This window comes from Sphingobium sp. L-44 (assembly GCF_056859495.1).
On the sequence record NZ_JBSXOQ010000080.1, the window covers coordinates 16468 to 32404 of the forward strand.

Annotated in this window: 20 protein-coding genes; 15 read left to right on the plus strand and 5 right to left on the minus strand. The window is 64.1% G+C overall.

Features of this window, described 5'->3' with window-relative positions; translation table 11 throughout:
• Positions 1 to 33: 33 nt before the first annotated feature.
• Both AC13EK_RS09030 and AC13EK_RS09035 read right to left on the minus strand, forming a co-directional pair.
• Positions 34 to 1554 carry a fumarate hydratase gene (locus AC13EK_RS09030; RefSeq protein WP_069337419.1) on the minus strand — a complete coding sequence of 507 codons (1521 nt, stop codon included), beginning with the start codon at positions 1552 to 1554 and terminating at the stop codon, positions 34 to 36.
• Positions 1555 to 1655: 101 nt separating this feature from the next.
• Positions 1656 to 2312, minus strand: coding sequence for a glutathione S-transferase family protein (locus AC13EK_RS09035; RefSeq protein ID WP_069337422.1), 657 nt, complete (start codon positions 2310 to 2312; stop codon positions 1656 to 1658).
• Positions 2313 to 2930: 618 nt separating this feature from the next.
• On the opposite strand from AC13EK_RS09035, the gene AC13EK_RS09040 reads away from it, so the two are divergent.
• The 6 genes from AC13EK_RS09040 (at position 2931) to AC13EK_RS09065 (ending at position 8025) form a co-directional block, all read left to right on the plus strand.
• Positions 2931 to 4817 carry a ribonucleoside-diphosphate reductase subunit alpha gene (locus AC13EK_RS09040; protein WP_010336832.1) on the plus strand — a complete coding sequence of 629 codons (1887 nt, stop codon included), beginning with the start codon at positions 2931 to 2933 and terminating at the stop codon, positions 4815 to 4817.
• Between the two features lie 61 nt (positions 4818 to 4878).
• Complete coding sequence (locus tag AC13EK_RS09045) at positions 4879 to 5247, plus strand: endonuclease domain-containing protein (RefSeq protein ID WP_069337418.1); 369 nt, start codon at positions 4879 to 4881, stop codon at positions 5245 to 5247.
• Positions 5248 to 5310: 63 nt separating this feature from the next.
• Positions 5311 to 6363 carry a ribonucleotide-diphosphate reductase subunit beta gene (locus AC13EK_RS09050; RefSeq protein ID WP_004209931.1) on the plus strand — a complete coding sequence of 351 codons (1053 nt, stop codon included), beginning with the start codon at positions 5311 to 5313 and terminating at the stop codon, positions 6361 to 6363.
• Between the two features lie 241 nt (positions 6364 to 6604).
• Entirely contained in the window at positions 6605 to 6859 is a 255-nt protein-coding gene (locus AC13EK_RS09055; RefSeq protein ID WP_004209932.1) for a hypothetical protein, read from the plus strand.
• 54 nt (positions 6860 to 6913) lie between these two features.
• On the plus strand, positions 6914 to 7108 hold the full coding sequence (locus AC13EK_RS09060) for a hypothetical protein (RefSeq protein WP_069337417.1): 195 nt from the start codon (positions 6914 to 6916) through the stop codon (positions 7106 to 7108).
• A 275-nt stretch (positions 7109 to 7383) separates the two neighbouring features.
• Positions 7384 to 8025 carry a glycine zipper 2TM domain-containing protein gene (locus tag AC13EK_RS09065; RefSeq protein ID WP_125988071.1) on the plus strand — a complete coding sequence of 214 codons (642 nt, stop codon included), beginning with the start codon at positions 7384 to 7386 and terminating at the stop codon, positions 8023 to 8025.
• Positions 8026 to 8060: 35 nt separating this feature from the next.
• On the opposite strand, the gene AC13EK_RS09070 is transcribed toward AC13EK_RS09065, so the two are convergent.
• The gene (locus AC13EK_RS09070) at positions 8061 to 8669 is read right to left on the minus strand and encodes a thermonuclease family protein (RefSeq protein ID WP_069335718.1); all 609 of its coding nucleotides are present in this window, start codon (positions 8667 to 8669) and stop codon (positions 8061 to 8063) included.
• A 151-nt stretch (positions 8670 to 8820) separates the two neighbouring features.
• On the opposite strand from AC13EK_RS09070, the gene AC13EK_RS09075 reads away from it, so the two are divergent.
• Entirely contained in the window at positions 8821 to 9237 is a 417-nt protein-coding gene (locus AC13EK_RS09075; RefSeq protein WP_069335717.1) for a globin domain-containing protein, read from the plus strand.
• A gap of 3 nt (positions 9238 to 9240) precedes the next feature.
• Here AC13EK_RS09075 and AC13EK_RS09080 read toward each other — a convergent pair whose 3' ends face one another.
• Positions 9241 to 9555 (minus strand): hypothetical protein, encoded by a 315-nt coding sequence (locus tag AC13EK_RS09080; RefSeq protein WP_017499116.1) that lies wholly within the window; start codon positions 9553 to 9555, stop codon positions 9241 to 9243.
• A 165-nt stretch (positions 9556 to 9720) separates the two neighbouring features.
• Here AC13EK_RS09080 and AC13EK_RS09085 point away from each other — a divergent pair, with 165 nt between their 5' ends.
• The 5 genes from AC13EK_RS09085 to AC13EK_RS09105 all read left to right on the plus strand — a co-directional run bounded on the left by AC13EK_RS09085 (position 9721) and on the right by AC13EK_RS09105 (position 13028).
• Positions 9721 to 10101: a RidA family protein gene (locus tag AC13EK_RS09085; protein WP_004209940.1), complete on the plus strand. Its 381-nt coding sequence runs from the start codon at positions 9721 to 9723 to the stop codon at positions 10099 to 10101.
• A gap of 15 nt (positions 10102 to 10116) precedes the next feature.
• Positions 10117 to 10473, plus strand: coding sequence for an ArsC family reductase (locus AC13EK_RS09090; protein WP_004209945.1), 357 nt, complete (start codon positions 10117 to 10119; stop codon positions 10471 to 10473).
• Positions 10470 to 11516, plus strand: coding sequence for a glycerophosphodiester phosphodiesterase (locus tag AC13EK_RS09095; protein WP_069335716.1), 1047 nt, complete (start codon positions 10470 to 10472; stop codon positions 11514 to 11516). Before AC13EK_RS09090 ends, AC13EK_RS09095 begins: the two co-directional genes overlap by 4 nt.
• Positions 11517 to 11610: 94 nt before the next feature.
• Entirely contained in the window at positions 11611 to 12036 is a 426-nt protein-coding gene (locus AC13EK_RS09100) for an RrF2 family transcriptional regulator (protein ID WP_004209947.1), read from the plus strand.
• 335 nt (positions 12037 to 12371) lie between these two features.
• Positions 12372 to 13028: an MBL fold metallo-hydrolase gene (locus AC13EK_RS09105; protein WP_069335719.1), complete on the plus strand. Its 657-nt coding sequence runs from the start codon at positions 12372 to 12374 to the stop codon at positions 13026 to 13028.
• Here the strand turns inward: AC13EK_RS09105 and AC13EK_RS09110 are convergent.
• Complete coding sequence (locus AC13EK_RS09110) at positions 13025 to 13453, minus strand: MAPEG family protein (protein WP_026108754.1); 429 nt, start codon at positions 13451 to 13453, stop codon at positions 13025 to 13027. The genes AC13EK_RS09105 and AC13EK_RS09110 overlap by 4 nt on opposite strands.
• 206 nt (positions 13454 to 13659) lie before the next feature.
• Between AC13EK_RS09110 and rpmF the strand changes: the two genes are divergently transcribed.
• The 3 genes from rpmF to AC13EK_RS09125 all read left to right on the plus strand — a co-directional run bounded on the left by rpmF (position 13660) and on the right by AC13EK_RS09125 (position 15896).
• A complete protein-coding gene (rpmF, locus tag AC13EK_RS09115; protein WP_004209950.1) occupies positions 13660 to 13839 on the plus strand; it encodes a 50S ribosomal protein L32 in 180 nt (59 codons plus the stop codon).
• Between the two features lie 66 nt (positions 13840 to 13905).
• Complete coding sequence (gene plsX / locus AC13EK_RS09120) at positions 13906 to 14931, plus strand: phosphate acyltransferase PlsX (protein ID WP_010336845.1); 1026 nt, start codon at positions 13906 to 13908, stop codon at positions 14929 to 14931.
• Entirely contained in the window at positions 14928 to 15896 is a 969-nt protein-coding gene (locus AC13EK_RS09125) for a beta-ketoacyl-ACP synthase III (RefSeq protein ID WP_069335715.1), read from the plus strand. The genes plsX and AC13EK_RS09125 overlap by 4 nt, the downstream gene beginning before the upstream one ends.
• Positions 15897 to 15937: the final 41 nt, after the last annotated feature.

Genomic DNA, 15937 nt, shown 5'->3' on the forward strand with positions numbered 1-15937 from the left:
CCGTATCAATAGGATAGTTGCTGACGGGCGGTCTTACGCCCCTTCGAGCAGCTTTTCTTGTCTGATCTTTTCCTGCCACACCAGCGGGGCGAGGCGGTGGACATTCTGGCCTTCGCTATCGACGGCGACGGTGACGGGCATGTCCTCCACCGTGAACTCGTAGATGGCTTCCATGCCCAGATCCTCGAAGCCCACGACCTTGGCTTCCTTGATCGCGCGCGCGACCAGATAGGCTGCGCCGCCGACCGCCATCAAATAGGCGCTCTTGTGCTTGGCGATGCTGTCGGTGGCGGCCGGGCCGCGCTCGGCCTTGCCGACGCAGGCGGCCAGCCCCTGTTCCAGCATCATGTCCATGAACTTGTCCATGCGCGTCGCAGTGGTCGGGCCTGCCGGGCCGACCACTTCGTCGCGCACCGGATCGACCGGGCCGACATAGTAAATCACGCGGCCCTTGAAATCGACCGGCAGGGTCTCGCCCTTCTCCAGCATGTCGGCGATCCGCTTGTGCGCGGCGTCGCGGCCGGTCAGCATCTTGCCGTTCAGCAGCAGGCGGTCGCCATGCTTCCAGCCCTGCACCTGTTCCGGCGTCAGCGTGTCGAGATCGACGCGGATCGCTTCCTTGCTCGGCTTCCAGTCGACCTGCGGCCATTCACTGAGCTTGGGCGCTTCCAGATAGGCCGGGCCGGACCCGTCCAGCGTGAAATGCGCATGGCGGGTCGCGGCGCAGTTGGGGATCATCGCCACCGGCTTGCCCGCCGCATGGCAGGGATAGTCGTGGATCTTGATGTCGAGCACGGTGGCCAGGCCACCCAGGCCCTGCGCGCCGATGCCCAGCGCATTGACCTTGTCGAACAGTTCGATGCGCAGTTCCTCGATCTTGTTCTGCGGGCCACGGGCCTTGAGTTCGCCCATGTCGATCGGGTCCATCAGGCTTTCCTTGGCCAGCGCCACGGCCTTTTCCGCGGTGCCGCCGATGCCGATGCCCAGCATGCCCGGCGGGCACCAGCCCGCGCCCATCTGCGGCACCATTTCCAGCACCCAGTCGACGATCGAATCGCTGGGGTTCATCATCTTGAACTTGGTCTTGTTCTCGCTGCCGCCGCCCTTGGCCGCGACGTCGATGATGACCTTGTTACCCGGCACCATTTCCACGTTGAGCACGCAGGGCGTGTTGTCCTTGGTGTTCTGGCGGCTGAAAGCGGGATCCTTCAGGATCGACGCGCGCAGGCGGTTCTCGGGGTTCAGATATGCGCGGCGCACGCCCTCGTCGATCACCTCCTGCATCGACCGGCTGTTATCGTCCAGCCGACACTCCATGCCCCACTTCACGAACACGTTGACGATGCCGGTGTCCTGGCAGATCGGGCGGTGGCCTTCGGCGCACATGCGGCTGTTGGTCAGGATCTGGGCGATGGCGTCCTTCGCCGCCGGATTGGCTTCGGCTTCATAGGCCTTACCCAGTGCCCGGATATAATCCATCGGGTGATAGTAGGAAATGAACTGGAGTGCGTCGGCGACGCTCTCGATGAGGTCGGCGGTCTTGATGACGGTCATCTACCCTGGTCCCTATTCTTGCGGCCCGCCTCTGCACGGCAGGTCCCTGCAAGGCGGGGCTATAGGCCTTTGAGACGATGAGTCCAGAAGAGGGTTGCGGTTCAGGACGCAAGCGGCCCGTCGGCAAAGGGAAAATTCTGCCACCAGGGCTGCATCTCGCGCAGCACGCGGGCAAAGCTGGGCCGCGCCTCCAGCCGGTTCAGATAGGCGCCCAGCACCGGATGGCCGGCGCGCAGCGGCACGATCCTGTCGGCATAATAAAGCGAGGGCGCCGCCGCGCAGTCGGCCAGCGACAGATGATCGCCCGCCGCCCAGCTCCGCCCGGCCAGCCGATCCTCCAGCAATGCATAGATGCTGCGCAGCGCCGCCACATTGGCCGCCACGCCATGGGGATCGCGCGCCTCCTCGGGGCGCAACCGGTCGGCGACCAGCGCCTGCATCGGCCCCATCACATAATTGTCGAACAACCGGTCCATCAGCCGCACCTCGATCGCCGCGTCGCCATCGACCGGGATGGGGCGGAAGGTGCCGGGTTCGTGCCGGCCCAGATATTCGACGATGATGCTCGCCTCCGCGATCGTCGCGCCGCGCACCGGGTCGTGCAGCACGGGGAATTTGCCGAGCGGCCAGAGTGCCTGCCATTCGGCCAGTGCCGCCGCGTCCTCCAGGATGCGCGGGGTGAAGGGCGTGCCATTTTCATGAAAGGCGATCAGCACCTTCCAGCAATAGGAGGAGAGGGGATGGTAATAGAGGATCATGCCTGCCTCCCGATCATCGGAGCCGTCCGGATTCGCCAGCCTTCCCATCATCATAGCGTATCGCGCGGTGATATGCAGGGGGACGATAGAGGCAGCGATTCAACAGATTGTGGTCGTGTTCGTGCCTCTGCCCCCATGTCATGATTTTGTCGCCAATCGCGCGACGCGCGCATTTGCGTGGCAAGGCAAATTTATTTTTTAATTTCATAGGCCCCCCTTGTCTTTTCCAAGGCCCTTGGAAGTCCGCGCGTCGCTGCGCTATGGGGTGGCGTGTCAGCGACGAAACGAATCCAGGCGTCGATGAACCGAGTCCCCGAACTGTCATTTACCCTCTTGCGTGTCGGCGGGGCTGTGGCACTATCTGTGGTATCGGGACCAAGGGGGTCACCCAATAGATTGTGATTGCATTGTCGGACCTGCTTCCGGCGATATGGGGCTTTTGTCCTTGCGATCGGATCGGTTGACCCCATTTCTGTCCCGGCCCGATCGGGTTCATGCTATGATGCCTGGGTGCGCCCCGGCATCGCTGGACCGAATCGAACGGAACAGGAACAATCGGGGGCTCGCATGGACTTTCGAGATAGTGAACAAGGTGGAAACGGCGACGTGGCGACGGTAATGGACGAGCGTATCGAGGATCTGGTGGACAAGGCCGAGCCCAAGGCTGCCAAGGGCAAGGCGACCGAGTCCGCGTCGTCCAAGATTCATGAGCGTCGCTTTCATGTCGTGACGGATTCGTCGCGCGATGCGCTGCTGACCGAATTCGGCAAGGATACGCTGAACGATCGCTATCTGCTGCCCGGCGAAAGCTATCAGGATCTGTTCGCGCGCGTCGCGGCCGCCTATTCGGACGATGCCGACCATGCCCAGCGCGTCTATGACTATATCTCCAAGCTCTGGTTCATGCCCGCCACCCCCGTTCTGTCGAACGGCGGCACCGGTCGGGGTCTTCCGATCAGCTGCTATCTGAACAGCGTCGACGACAGCCTGGAAGGCATCGTCAACACCTGGAACGAGAATGTCTGGCTGGCCTCGCGCGGCGGCGGCATCGGCACCTATTGGGGCAGCGTGCGCGGCATCGGTGAGCCGGTTGGCCTCAATGGCAAGACCAGCGGCATCATCCCCTTCGTCCGCGTGATGGATTCGCTGACCTTGGCGATCAGCCAGGGCTCGCTGCGTCGCGGCTCGGCCGCCTGCTATCTCGACGTCTCCCACCCGGAGATCGAGGAGTTCCTGGAAATCCGCAAGACGAGCGGTGACTTCAACCGCAAGGCGCTCAACCTGCATCATGGCGTGCTGCTGACCGACGAGTTCATGGAAGCGGTGCGCGACGGCAGTGATTTCAACCTGCGCAGCCCCAAGGACCAGTCGGTGCGCGGCACCGTCAATGCCCGTGCGCTGTTCCAGAAGCTGGTCGAGGTCCGCCTCGCCACCGGCGAACCCTATATCGTCTTCTCCGACACGGTGAACCGGATGATGCCCAAGCATCACCGCGACCTGGGACTCAAGGTCTCGACGTCGAACCTCTGTTCGGAAATCACTCTGCCGACGGGTCGCGACCATCTCGGCCAGGATCGCACGGCGGTCTGCTGCCTCTCCTCGATGAACCTGGAAACCTGGGATCAGTGGAAGGATCATCCGACCTTCGCGGAAGACATTATGCGCTTCCTCGACAATGTGCTGCAGGACTATATCGACCGCGCCCCGCCGGAAATGGCCCGCGCCAAATATAGCGCCAGCCGCGAACGCTCGGTCGGCCTGGGCGTCATGGGCTTCCACAGCTTCCTGCAGGCACGCGGCATCCCGTTCGAAGGCGCCATGGCCAAGTCGTGGAACCTGCGCATCTTCAAGCATATCAATGCCAAGGTGAACGAGGCGTCGATGATGCTGGCGCAGGAACGCGGGCCGTGCCCCGACGCCGCCGACCAGGGCGTGATGGAGCGCTTCTCCTGCAAGATGGCGATCGCGCCGACCGCGTCGATCTCGATCATCTGTGGCGGCACCTCGGCCTGTATCGAGCCGATCCCGGCGAACATCTACACCCACAAGACGCTCTCGGGCAGCTTTGCGGTGAAGAATCCCTATCTGGAAAAGCTGCTGGTCGAAAAGGCCAAGGATTCGAGCGCCGTATGGAACTCGATCCTGGAACGTGGCGGCAGCGTCCAGCATCTCGACTTCCTGACTCAGGAAGAAAAGGATGTGTACAAGACCAGCTTCGAGATCGACCAGCGCTGGCTGCTCGAACTGGCCGCCGATCGCACGCCCTATATCGACCAGGCGCAGTCGCTGAACCTGTTCATCCCGGCCGACGTCGAGAAGTGGGATCTGCTGATGCTCCACTTCCGCGCCTGGGAGCTGGGCATCAAGTCGCTCTATTATCTGCGCTCCAAGTCGGTGCAGCGCGCCGGCTTCGCCGGTGGCGTGGAAGCGGACAACACGATCGACGCCCCCAAGTTCGAGATCGGCGAGACCACCGACTATGACGAGTGCCTCGCCTGTCAGTGATCAGATTCCCTCTCCCTGTGGGAGAGGGAGGGAGCCGCGCAGCGGCGGAAGGGTGAGGGCGATGCGCAATTACCGCGATCTGCCTTCAGGGGCCGTGGATCGGGCCCGCATTCTCCGCCGTAACGCCACGGAGGCTGAAAAACGTCTCTGGCGTGCTTTGCGTGAACAGCTTCCGACCGTGAAATTCCGCCGCCAGGTGCCCCATGGTGCCTATGTCGCGGATTTCCTCTGTTTTTCTGGCAAGCTGGTCGTCGAGGTCGATGGCGCAAGTCATGCGGAGAGCGCTGAGCAAGATGCTGTCCGAACCCGTTATTTCGAGACCCAGGGCTATCAGATCCTGCGTTTCTGGAACCATGAAGTCATGGAAAATACCGAAGGCGTCGTAGCGGTCATCGCGGCGCGCCTCTCGCCCTCACCCTCCCACGCCTGACGGCGCGGGCCCCTCCCTCTCCCGATGGGAGAGGGGAAGAAAAGATTTCGCGGAGTAACCCATATGCCCCTTCTTCAAGCCTCCAAGGTCTACAAGCCCTTCGAATATCCCTGGGCCTATGAATTTTGGAAGCGCCAGCAGCAGCTCCACTGGCTGCCCGAGGAAGTGCCTCTGGGCGAGGATTGCCGTGACTGGGCGCAGAAGCTCAGCGACCATGAGCGCAACCTGCTGACCCAGATTTTCCGCTTCTTCACCCAGGCCGACGTGGAAGTGCAGGATTGCTACCACGAGAAGTACGGCCGCGTGTTCAAGCCGACCGAAATCAAGATGATGCTGACCGCGTTCAGCAACATGGAAACGGTCCATATCGCCGCCTACTCGCATCTGCTCGACACGATCGGCATGCCCGAAAGCGAATATTCGGCCTTCCTCCAATATAAGGAGATGAAGGACAAGCATGACTATCTCGCCCAGTTCGGCGTCGACACGGACGAGGATATCGCCAAGACGCTGGCGATGTTCGGCGGCTTCACCGAAGGCCTCCAGCTCTTCGCCTCCTTCGCGATGCTGATGAACTTCCCGCGCTTCAACAAGATGAAGGGCATGGGCCAGATCGTCACCTGGTCGGTCCGCGACGAGACCCTGCATTGCGAAGGCATCATCAAGCTGTTCCACAGCTTCGTGAAGGAACGCGACTGCCTGACCGCGTCGGTCAAGGACGACATCATGGACATGTGCCAGAAGACCGTCCGGATCGAGGACGCGTTCGTCGATCTCGTCTTCGAAATGGGGCCGGTCCCCGGTATGACGCCCAAGGACATCAAGAAATATGTCCGCTACATCGCCGACTGGCGCCTGGGGCAGCTGGGCCTCAAGCCCATCTACATGATCGACGAGCATCCGCTGCCCTGGCTGACCCCGCTGCTCAACGGCGTGGAGCATGCCAATTTCTTCGAAACCCGCGCGACCGAATATTCGAAGGGCGCGACCCGTGGCCAGTGGAACGACGTCTGGGACGCGTTCGACCGCCGCAAGAAGCTCAAGGGCGCCGAAGCGGCCAATGTCGACGAAAGTGATCCGGACATGTTCAAGGCCGCCGGCATCGCGGCGGAATAAGATCACAGCGCGACGCGCCATGCGCGTCGCGCTGTGATCAAGCCCGCGCGGCGCTGACGCGTTTAAGGCTGCTGATCAGCCAGCATCACGGCAGCTTGCAAAGGGCTTTCGACCTGTTCGAGGGGAGGGGAGGCGCGGGGAGCGCCTCCCCTTTTTTGTGCGCTGCTGGAGCGCCCCGCATCGCGTCCATAACGGACCAGTCTCGCGCCGGAATGGCGATGCCCTGGGCTATGGTCCGGTCATGACCAGCCCCGTCGATCCCCCATCTCCGCCATTCTACGTCTTCGTCTGCAATGTCTGCGGCAGCGATCAGGTCACGCGCGAAGCCTGGGCGGCCTGGGATGTCGCGACCCAGGCCTGGATTCTCAACACGGCCTTCGACTTTGCCTATTGCCATCGCTGCCTGGGCTATGCGCAGCTCGACCGGCTGCTGCTGACCAGCCCGCCATCCGGCTTGCCGTCCCGCGCCCCGGCCTTCCCGCCCGCGCCGGGCTGATCGACGTGGCGGGCGTGACGCTTCCTTAACCGCCGCCATGCCAGACCGGCCGCCATGTTCGGCGTCCGACTCCGCTCCCTCTTCACCAGCCGCTGGATGGCCCTGCTCTGGGCGATATTGGTGCTGCTGAGCGCGATCCAGTTCGTGGGCAGCGATGGCGGTGATCAGGCCGGCGCGGATCAGGCCGCGACCGCGGCGCTGGACGGCCTCGACAACAGCCAGCGCGCCGCCATCGCCAACGCGCTCTGAAAGGCACGGGGCGGGCGTCGCGGGCGCGCTGTCCTATTCCTTCCCGCCGGACTATATTGCCGTCCGGCGTCGGGCCTGTCTCTGACGCTCACTTGTTCCAAAATGACAAATGTTGGAAATTAAATGTCAGAATGTGCGGGAAATATGCGAAGTTAAGCGTAGCATTTCCTACAATATCGACCACCATCTTCGTCTTTGTTCCGTTCGTGCAACATTTGTTCAGCTGCTACGTTCTAGCTTGCCTCGGTCAACAGGAATCGAAAAGGGACTGGACCATGCATCGCTTTGCCAGAAGCATGATTGCCGCGCTTTCACTGGGCGCCATGGCGTTGACCGCCATGCCCGCCGCCGCCCAGCACGGCCAGGGTCATGGCCGACCCGGCGGGCCGTCATCGGGCCATGGCGGCCCCGGCGGTCCGGGCGCACAACGGCCCCCCAGCCATGGCGGCAATCATGCCCAGCGTCCGCCCCAGCCCGGCCGGCCGGGGGCAGGCCGCCCGCCCCAGCCGGGCCGGCCCGGCAATGGTCGTCCGCCCCAATATGGCCGTCCCGGCAACCATCGCCCGCCGCCGCCCCGTGGCAACTATCGCCGGCCCGGACCGCCGGTCTATGCCTATGACTGGAACCGGCCGGATCCGCGCTATGGCGGCCGCTATCGCCCCGACCGCTATTATCGCGGCGGCTATGCGCCGATCCGGGTCGACCGCAGCATGCGCATCTATCGCGGCTATGACGACCGCTATTATTGCCGCCGTTCGGACGGGACCACCGGCCTGATCATCGGCGGCGCGATCGGCGCGCTGATCGGCGGCCAGCTCGATCGCGGCTATTCCAACACGGCGGGCATATTGATCGGCGGCGGCGCCGGCGCGCTGCTCGGCCGCGAGATCGACCGCGGCAGCCTCAGCTGCCGCTGATCGGGAAGAGGGGGGGGCGAAGACGCCCCCTTTTTTCAGCACCAGGGGTGGCGACGCCCGTCCCAGGTCCGGGCCAGCCCTTCGGCCACCAGTTGCTGGCCGATCGACTGGCCATCACGCGTCACGATCCGCAGCGCCCGGCCATATTTGTCGGTCGCCCGCCCGTCGATCTCCAGCGAGAAGGGGCCGGCATTCATCAGTTGCTGCAACCGGCTGGTCGCCCGCGCGCCCAGCGCGCCTTCCTCCGGGCAGCGCGGCCCATGGGTTTCGGGCGTGTCGATGCCGGCGATCCGATATTTCTCGCCCCGGAACCAGAAAGTGTCGCCATCGACGACGCAATTGGTCCCGCCGCCGCTATGGCAATAGCCGAAATCGGCCGATAGCTGGTCGGCGCTGGCGCTCGACGGCGCGGTGCCGGTCGACGCCGTCGGCATCGCGATCTCGGGCGCCAGCCGCGCCCACCAGTCGGGCGCCTGCCAGCCGATCATCATCCCCAGCGCCAGCACCAATCCAAGCGTCTTGCCACTGAAGCCGCTGCGCTGGGGCGCGGGGCGACGAAAGCGCGCCTGTCCGGCACGCGCCGCCTCCCGGCGCCAGAGTGTGTCGATGCGGTCGGGGGTGAATCGGTCGGGGCGTCTGGACATGGCGCGCCCCTAGCAGGTTCAGGAAAAACAGAGGGTTAAATCTGATCCGGCTTGTCGCCATTTCGGGGCGAACCGGCGTTTGATCGGGATCAATGTGGGAAGTGCAGGGGATGCGCAGGGTGCGCCCGCCTCAGCCCATGGAGATTGCCGCATGAACGCCGCCGCGCCGCCCAGCCCCTATGTCCGCATCGGCGGCGAACCGGTCGTCCGCGCTATCGCAAACCGCTTCTATGACCTGCTGGAAAGCGACCCGGCCTATGTCGAGCTGCGCGCCATTCATGCCGCCGACCTCTCCGTGGTGCGCCACGGCCTCACCCGCTTCCTGTGCGGCTGGCTGGGCGGCCCACGCGACTGGTTTCAGCGCGGCACCTGCATCATGTCGCTGCACCGCGCCTTTCCGATCACGCCGCAACTGGCCGATCAATGGGCGACCGCAGCCGCCTGCGCGATCGCCCTGCAGGAGGATGTCGACACCGACATCGCCGACGCCATGGCGGAAGCGCTCGGCCATATGGCGCGCGGCATGATCAATTTCGGCCTCGCGCCAGCACAGGCGCACCCGGCCTAGCGGCTAGTCGTCATCCTCGTTGAGGATTTCGTCCTCCTCGCCATCATCCTCGTCGTCCATGCGCGGCTCGCCGTCGAACGCGCCTTCATCGATCCAGCCGGATCGGTCCATCTCGTTCATCTTGTCGACCAGGTCGGGGACATCGTCGGGGATGATCTGCGCCGGGTTGCTCCGCCCGCCATGCTCGCTCTCTTCGCTCAGGTCGCTGGTCCGGCCCAGCGCATCGTCGGCGACGTCGTTCGCCTGGGTGCCGGCGTCGGCCTGTTCGCTATTCTCCTCACTCTCGTCGGGGAAGGGGCGATTGTCGGACATCGTCATGGCGCGTCTCCTTGCAGGGGCATGTCCCCCTCCAACGATCACCCCATTTTCCCGTTCCGCGCAAGCGCGTCCGGAAACGCACTGGACAGCGCGGAACCAAGGGGGCAAAGGCCGTCGCGATCCTTTTCGCCCCGATCCTTTTCGCATCGCAACAGGAATCTCTCCATGTCCCGCCAGCTCATTTCCTCCGGCTCGCCCTTCGAGGCGCAGGTCGGCTATTCGCGCGCCGTCGTCCAGGGCGACTGGTGCTTCGTCGCCGGCACCACCGGCACCGATCCCGAAACCAAGATCATGCCCGAAAGCGTGGTCGATCAGGGCGTCAACGCGCTCAAGGTGATCGGCAAGGCGCTCGAAGACGCCGGCTTCTCCTTTGCCGATGTCGTGCGCGTCACTTATTATATCACCGACCCTGCCTATTGGGACGATCTGGGCAAGGCCACCGCGCCCATCTTTGGCGAGATCCGCCCGGCCGCCAGTTGCGTCGTCGCTGGCCTCATCAAGCCGGAGATGAAGATCGAAATCGAAGTCACCGCCTTCAAAGGGTAACAGGGACACAGCATCATGATTACCATGTACGGCATCAAGAATTGCGATACGATCAAGAAGGCCCGCAACTGGCTGGATAATGAGCGCGTCGCCTATAATTTCCACGACTATAAGGTCGCCGGCGTCGACAAGGAAAAGCTGGAGGAATGGGTGATGGAGCATGGTTGGGAAACCATCCTCAACCGTTCAGGCACCACCTTCAAGGCGCTCGACGCGGGGGACAAGGCGCATATCGACGCGGACAAGGCGATCCTGCTGATGATCACCAACCCCTCGATGATCAAGCGCCCGATCCTCGACACCGGCAAGGGCACGGTCGTCGGCTTCAAGGCGACGACCTATGAAAACGCGCTGAAAGGCGTGATGGCGTGATCGGACGGGGGCTGCTGGGCATCGGGGCATTGCTGATGATGGGCCTGCTCCCCCTTTCCGCCGTCCGGGCCGCCGACCCGCTGATCATCGCGCATCGCGGTGCCAGCGGCGAGCGGCCCGAACATACGCTCGCCAGCTATGAGCGGGCGATCGATCAGGGCGCCGACTATATCGAGCCTGATCTGGTCCTGACCAGGGACGGCGTGCTGGTCGCCCGGCATGAGAATGAGATTGGCGGCACCACCGACGTTGCCGACCATCCCGAATTTGCCGATCGCAAGACGACGAAGACGATCGACGGCATCGCAATGACCGGCTGGTTCACCGAGGATTTCACCCTCGCCGAACTGCGCACGCTGCGGGCTCGGGAACGTCTGCCCGATCTGCGCCCGGCCAATGTCCGCTTCAACGATCTCTATCTCATCCCGACCTTCGAGGAGATATTGAAGCTGGTCCGCGCCAAGGAAGCGGAGCAGCATCGTCGCATCGGCCTCTATCCCGAAACCAAGCATCCCAGCTATTTTGCCGGCATCGGCCTGCCGCACCAGCAGGCGCTGCTCGATCTGCTCGGCAAATATGGCTACACCAATGCCGACGATCCGGTCTTCATCCAGTCGTTCGAGGTCGGCAATCTCAAGGCCCTGCATGAAGCGACCCGGCTGCGCCTCATCCAGCTCGTCGATGCCGAAGGCGGCCCCGCCGATGAACCCGGCACCAGCTATGCCGACATGATGAGCGTTTCCGGGCTGGAGGCGATTGCCGGCTATGCCACCGGCCTCGGCCCGTCCGCCGCCATGGTGTTGGCACCCGAAGGGGCGACCGCGCTGGTCGGCCGCGCCCATGATGCCGGGCTTCAGGTCCATATCTGGACGCTGCGGATGGAAAACAGCTTCCTGCCCGACCAGTATAAGCGGCCGGACGATCCGCAGGGGCGGGGCGACTTTGCCGGCTATGTCCAGGCGATCGCCGCGACCGGCGTCGACGGCATTTTCAGCGATTTCCCCAGGCAGGCGCGCGACGCTCTGAGCAGCACGCAGCCCTGATCGGCAACATCGCATAAATTAAAGCGGATTTTCCCTTCTCTACCCTGCGGCTCGACTTGCCAAAGCCGGGCCGCAGGCGAATAACGAACAGACCATGCTGTCCCAGAAGACCCGTTACGCCATCCGCGCGCTCCAGCATCTTGCCGACCGCTATCGCCAGGGGCCCGTGCCCCTCAACGAGATTGCGACGCGCCAGAATATCCCGGCGAAATTCCTGACGGTGATCCTGTCCGAATTGTCGCGCGAAGGGCTGGTGGCGACCCAGCGGGGTCGCGACGGCGGCTATTGGCTGGCCTTGGCGCCGGTCGACATCAGCTATGGCGACATCGTGCGCCTGACCCGCGGATCGCTCGCGCTCACCCCCTGCGCCAGCCGTTTCGCCCATGAAAGCTGCACCAACTGCCTGCCCGAAAGCGAATGCCGCCTGCACCGGGTGATGCTGCGCGTCCGCGACGAAACCGCCAAGGTGCTCGACAGCATCAGCCTCGCCGAACCCTTCGCGGCCGAGGGGCTAGGGTAGGGGAATCCTAAACGGCGTCATCCCGAACTCGTTTCGGGATCCATTCAGCGCTGTGGACCTGGCGTCAGCCAACGACGAACCAATAGAACATAGCCGCCGAAATGCTGGCCCAGCATATGATCCCTATAGCCAGCCCGCCCAATATGCCGATGGCTGCGTTCCAGCGACGGCTAAGGACGATAGCGCTGCCCAGCGCTGCTACTAATATTGCCAGTACGATCGCTGCTATCGCCATATCCCCTGTTTTGCAGCTCGCCCTTTTTCTCGCAAGCGATGGCTATCGCTCCGGTGCGGACGCCCTTGCGCTCGCCCCGTCGCTTCGCCACATCGGCAGCATGACCACGCCGCCGCTCAAAGCCGCCCTGATCCCCGTTACCCCGCTGCAGCAGAACTGCACCCTCTTCTGGTGTACGGAAACGATGCGCGGCGCCTTTGTCGATCCGGGCGGCGACCTGCCGGTGCTGAAGAAGGCGGCGGCGCAGCATGGCGTCACGATCGAGAAGATTCTCGTCACCCATGGCCATATCGACCATTGCGGCCAGGCCGGCGTGCTGGCCCGCGACCTCGATGTTCCGATCGAGGGGCCGCATGAGGAGGATCGCTTCTGGATCGACCGGCTGCCGCAGGATGGCGAACGCTGGGGCATTCCGGGCGAGAGCTTCGAGCCGGACCGCTGGCTGGTCGATGGCGACCAGGTGACGGTCGGCAATCTGACCTTCGACGTCTATCATTGCCCAGGCCACACGCCGGGCCATGTCGTCTTCCACCATGCGCCGAGCCGGCTCGCGATCGTGGGCGACGTGCTGTTCAAGGGCTCGATCGGCCGCACCGACTTCCCGCGCGGCAATCATCAGGATCTGATCGACGCGATCACCGGCAAGCTCTGGCCGCTCGGCGGCCAGACCGCCTTCGTCCCCGGCCATGGCGAGATGAGCAATTTCGCCTATGAACGGCGCACCAATCCCTATGTGGCCGATTCCGTTCTCGGTTAAACGCGCGCCATCGCTGGCGGGGCAGGCACGGCGCGAGTCGCGCCATAGGCGACATAGAGCGCCGCGACCGCCAGGCCGAGCATCACGATCCAGGTGAGCAGCGCGCCGCCCGCGCGCCAGACCGTCGGCTTGTCGGCGTCCATGCCAAAGCCATGGGCGATTCGCGCCAGCGCATAGATCATCGCCCCGATCCACAGCCACAGCGGCGCGCCGATCGCCATTTCGATCAGGCCAAAGAGAATCAGTACGATCGGCGTATATTCGATGAAATTGGCGTGCGCGCGCATCCGCCGTGCCAGCAGCATATTCCCCGAGTCGCCGTGCAAAAGCTTCGCGCCCACGCGGATTCGCGCGCAGCGCACCGCCAGCCAGAAATTGATGAGCGCACAGGCCGCAGCCAGTGTAAGCGTGATCGGCAACAACATGGGCATCCCCCTATTCGACGGGCCGCCACCATAGGCGCGGCGGGCCGGCGGGCAAGGAAGGACTTGCACCATCTTCAAAAACGGCTATAGGCGCAGGGCTTCGCGATCACCCGGGCCGCATGGTCTGCGGCACCCGTGCCGTCGGCGTCTCATTTGGAAACCGGCCAGTCGCATAACCAGATTTAATTACGGAAACAGGTGCCGACATGGCTGTCCCCAAAAGGAAAACTTCCCCGTCCAAGCGTGGCATGCGTCGCAGCCACGATTCGCTGCGCGTCGAAGCATTCCAGGAATGCTCGAACTGCGGTGAACTGAAGCGTCCCCACAATCTGTGCGACGCATGCGGCCATTATAACGGCCGCGAAGTCATCGCCGTCGGGGCGTAAGACTTTTTCGATCTCCGCAAAGGGGTGATCTCAGTGTCCAGCCAACCGCGAATCGCAATTGACGCGATGGGCGGGGATGAAGGCGTGCGGGTGATGATGGCAGGCGTTGCGCTTGCCCGTCGCCGGCACGAAGGACTCCGCTTCACCCTTTTCGGCGACGAGACCCGGATCAAGGCGGCTCTCGACAACCACCCCAATTTGCGGGCGGCGTCGGAAGTCGTGCATTCCGATACGATCGTCGAGGGCACGGACAAGCCCAGCGTCGCGATTCGCAAGAAGAGCAGCTCGATGAGCATGGCGATCAACGCCGTGAAATCGGGTGATGCCGGTGCGGCGGTTTCCGCCGGCAATACCGGTGCGCTCATGGCGATGGCGAAGCTGGCGCTGCGTACCATGCCCGGCGTCGATCGGCCTGCGCTGGCAGCGATGCTGCCCACCCTTGGCGACAATGACGTCGTCATGCTCGACCTTGGTGCCAATACCGAGTGCGATGCGCGCAACCTCGTCCAGTTCGCGGTGATGGGTGCGGCCTATGCCCGTATCGCCCTCGATCTGGAGCGGCCGCGCGTACGCCTGCTCAACATCGGCACCGAAGAGCTCAAGGGCACGGACGAGATTCGTGACGCCGCCGCCGTGCTGCGCGCGGCCGATACCCTGCCATTCTCGTTCGACGGCTTTACCGAAGGCGACAAGATCGGCCGCGGCGAAACCGACGTGATCGTGTGCGACGGCTTTTCGGGCAATGTCGCGCTCAAGACGGCCGAGGGCACCGCCCGCTTCGTCGCCGACCTGCTGCGCCGCGCCTTCTCCAGTTCGCTGCGGTCGAAGATCGGCTTCCTGATCTCGAAGCCGGCGATGCACCTGCTCAAGCATCATCTTGATCCCAACAATCATAATGGCGCCGTCTTCCTCGGCCTCAACGGGGTCGTGGTGAAGAGCCATGGCAGCGCCGATGCCAAGGGCGTGGCCAATGCGGTGCATGTCGCCGCCCGCCTGCTGGAAGAGGATATCACGCGACGCATCGCGGCCGATATGGCCGGGGTGCAGGATCTGTCCGCCGTCGCGTCCAAATTGGAGCTGCCCGTCAAGTGATGCGTCGATCCGTTCTCCTGGGCACGGGCTCGGCCCTGCCCGCACGCGTCGTCACCAATGCGGAACTGGCGCAGACCGTCGACACCAGCGACGAATGGATCGTCGAGCGGACCGGCATCCGCACCCGCTACATTGCCGGCGAGGGGGAGACCACGACCACCCTGGCGACCGATGCCGCCAAGCGCGCGCTGGACGCGGCCGGCCTCGCCGCGCAGGATATCGACCTCATCATCCTGGCGACCGCCACCCCGGACCAGACCTTCCCCGCCAGCGCCACGCTGGTGCAGGCCGCGCTCGGCATCGATGACTGCGTCGCCTTCGACGTCGCGGCCGTCTGCTCGGGCTTCCTCTATGCGATGACCGTCGCCGATTCGATGATCCGCTCGGGCGCGGCCCAGCGCGCGCTGGTGATCGGCGCGGAAACCTTCAGCCGCATTCTCGATTGGGAAGACCGCGCGACCTGCGTGCTGTTTGGCGACGGCGCGGGCGCCGTCGTGCTCGGCGCGGAGGAAAGCGCGGACGGCCAGCGTGGCATCCTCGCTGCCAAGCTGCATGCCGATGGCCGCCACAACCAGCTTCTCTATGTCGATGGCGGTCCTTCGACCACCCAGACCGTGGGCAAGGTCCGCATGAAGGGGCAGGAAGTCTTCCGCCATGCGGTGGTGAATCTCGCCACCGTGCTCAAGGAAGTGATGGCGATGGCGGAGATGACGCCCGCCGACATCGACTGGCTGGTGCCGCACCAGGCCAATGCCCGGATTCTCGACGCGACCGCGCGCAAGCTCAAACTGTCCCCGGACAAGGTCGTCGTCACCGTCGACCAGCATGCCAACACCTCGGCCGCCTCGGTGCCGCTGGCGCTGGACGCGGCGACCCGCGATGGCCGGATCAAGGCCGGCGACCTGATCGTGCTGGAAGCGATGGGCGGCGGCTTCACCTGGGGCGCCTGCGTCCTGCGGGTCTGATACGGCGGCGAAACGATCGCCCCTACGTATCTGACCTGCTT